The following is a 499-nucleotide window of genomic DNA, read 5'->3' as shown; positions in this document are numbered from 1 at the left end:
CAGGGCAGAGACATCATCTGGGTGTGCTACTAAGGCATTTGTTAATGTGTTTTCATCAAGTTCAATGGTGCCATCGTCTTTAAACTCAATGCCTATTTGAGATAGGTATTGATATGCATTATCACCTGTTCCTGGGACTATTCCTGAGAGGATAGATCTTATGTTGTTTTGAGCAGTTCTGGCAATGGAGTCTCCAAGAAGTGCACCTGCTTTTTTGGATTCCAGGTCATAGGATGCATTTTCATCCATAAATTGATCAAAGTTGTTATAAGCATCAATTAATTTTTGGATGTTGGAGGTTATGGTATCTGTATCCAGTGTTACTGTAATAGTTGCAGATCCTGTATTTTGTATATTTATGGTAAGTCCATCAATTATATCATCTATTTCATTTGATGACCTTGTATAATCTACCCCATCAACATTTATTGAAGCATCCTCTCCAGCCTGTGCATCTTCCTGCTCTGTGGCTCCTGTTGTAAAGAGATTACCAGATAGG

General features: G+C 38.3%; 1 protein-coding gene. It reads right to left on the bottom strand.

All coding sequences use genetic code 11. The features are described 5' to 3' along the window. The coding region (fliD, locus tag ACYQ0O_RS13110; protein ID WP_459893788.1) for a flagellar filament capping protein FliD at nt 1–499 on the bottom strand (499 nt) is incomplete at both ends.

Source organism: Desulfothermus okinawensis JCM 13304, from assembly GCF_054654515.1.
Note: the sequence above shows the minus strand (reverse complement) of the source record. Positions and strands in the feature narration are given on the sequence as shown.